The 2,034-nt window shown below is 74.2% G+C and carries 2 protein-coding genes; one reads left to right on the forward strand and one right to left on the reverse strand.

Going from position 1 to position 2,034, the window contains the following annotated elements; all coding sequences use genetic code 11:
• Positions 1-55 precede the first annotated feature (55 nt).
• Positions 56-1,279, reverse strand: a complete 1,224-nt coding sequence (locus QH283_RS10375; protein ID WP_280502807.1) for an FHA domain-containing protein — start codon at positions 1,277-1,279, stop codon at positions 56-58.
• Positions 1,280-1,448: 169 nt separating this feature from the next.
• Here QH283_RS10375 and QH283_RS10380 point away from each other — a divergent pair, with 169 nt between their 5' ends.
• Entirely contained in the window at positions 1,449-1,859 is a 411-nt protein-coding gene (locus QH283_RS10380; RefSeq protein ID WP_432420698.1) for an Rv3143 family two-component system response regulator, read from the forward strand.
• The last annotated feature ends 175 nt before the right edge of the window (positions 1,860-2,034 follow it).

Here is a 2,034-nt window from a genome sequence, read left to right on the forward strand (position 1 = left end):
GGCGATGGGAGCGCGGGGCCGCGGCGGCCCGACTCCCCCCGCGCCGCGGCGGCGCTCAGCGCCGCCGGGGGGCGGAGTCGACGGTGAAGGTCCGCCCGCCGATGAGCACCTGCGCACCGGGGCGCAGCACCACCGGATGGCCGGGCACGGCGCGCACCCAGTCCGGGCGGCCCGGCTGTTTGACATGGGTTCCGTTGGCCGACCCACGGTCGACCACCGGCACAACCCAGTCCACCCGCCGGATCTCCGCGTGCACGCGTGACATGCCGCCGGATCGGTCGGGCAGCCGGATCGGCCGCGCCCCGCGGCGCACCGCCCCGGTCTGCTCGGGCTCGCGTCCGAGCACGCAGTCGGTGTCGAGCGCGTAGGAGGTGCCGTCGTCGAGCACGAGCACGCCCAGGGGCGGACGGATGCCCTCGACCGGCACCCGTGGCTGCCGGTCCATGCGGATGCCGCACACCACGCAGAACGAGACCCGGGGATCGTTGAAGTGCCGGCGGGCGCACTCCACGCCTGGCACCACCACGCCACCGGACCTCCCATCCGTGCCACCCGCACCGGAGGACAGCCGCCCGGGCGGTACGGCCTGCGGCGAGGACGATTCCGCCGCCGCGGAGCCGAGTCCCGCGACGCCGCCGGACGGTGTATCGGCGGTGCCCCCGCGCTCGGACGCGGGCGCCAGTGTCTCGATCAGGTCGGGGTCGATCGCACTCGCTCCTGGCGTGGCCGGACGTGGACCGTCGTGCTCGGTGGGCGCGCGCCACATGACCGCTCCCGCCCCCGGCGTCACCCCTTCGTCCAGCGCGAACACCCCGCGGGCGGGCAGCGCCACGACGGGTTCCGCGGCCTGCTCGTCGACGAACAGCCCGATCCCGACCGACGGCGCAGGCGCCACCATGCGGTCGACGGTGAACCCGGCGTCACTGCCGCGCAGCACCTCGCGGTGATCCTCCGCGTCGAGCACGGCGGTGATCCCGCCGTGCAGCAGGACGGCGACATTGCGCCTGTCCGGGGTGAGGATGCCGAACTCCGCCCGTCCCTCGGCGTCCTCGGGCATGGACATGAGCCAGGTGGTCGCCTGCCTGGCCACCGCACGACCGCGGCGGGCGGTGGCGCCGATGCTCACCTCCCGCACGATGTCCAGCAGGGCGGCCATGGTGCGGGCGGCGATCGAATCCGCGTCCGGGGCAGCGGCTCCGCGATGGGCGACAACGAGCACCGCGCCCGCCGTGCGCGCCACCAGATGGGCGCCGGGAATCACTTCGACCTGGCTGTTCACCGCGCACCGCCGTCCCGAGCCTGCCGTTCTCCCACCGCGTTCGCTGCCGCACATGATAGAGCAGTCGCCACCCGCGCCCGGCCCGCGCGTGCCGAGGGGAGGGAGCCGACCTGCGCCGATCCGGCGAAAGTTGCGACGGGCGAGGCGTTTGCGGACGTACCATTCCCCCGTGGCCGACGAGACGCGAGGTACCGCACTGCGGGTTCTGGTCTACAGCAACGACGCCGACACCAGGAGTCAGGTGATGCTAGCGGTCGGCACGCGACCGCATCCCGAGCTACCGCCGCTGGAGTTCGTCGAGGTCGCCACCGCCCCCGCGGTGATCGAACAGCTCGACGCGGGCGGCATCGATCTGGCCATCCTCGACGGCGAGGCCGCGCCCGCGGGCGGGCTCGGCATCGCCAAGCAGCTCAAGGACGAACTGAGCCAGTGCCCGCCGATCCTGGTGCTCACCGGTCGCCCGGACGACGCCTGGCTGGCCAAGTGGTCGCGGGCCGAGGCGGCGGTGGCCCACCCGATCGATCCGCTGCGGCTGACCGAGTCGGTGGTCGATCTGCTGCGCGGTCGCCACGCCGCCTGATCAGCACCCGCCCGGTCCGCCGGCCGCTCCACATCCGGTTGTCGGCACCCGGCCGATTCACACCCCGATTCATAACCGACGCCCAAAAAAAGCCCCCACCCCCCCCCCGCGCCGTCAATTAGGCAAGAGGCGGCGGCGGCCTAGCCCCCCCCGGGGACCAGCGGGGCGTGCGGGG

The organism is Nocardia farcinica, assembly GCF_029867845.1.
Taxonomy (GTDB): domain Bacteria; phylum Actinomycetota; class Actinomycetes; order Mycobacteriales; family Mycobacteriaceae; genus Nocardia; species Nocardia farcinica_A.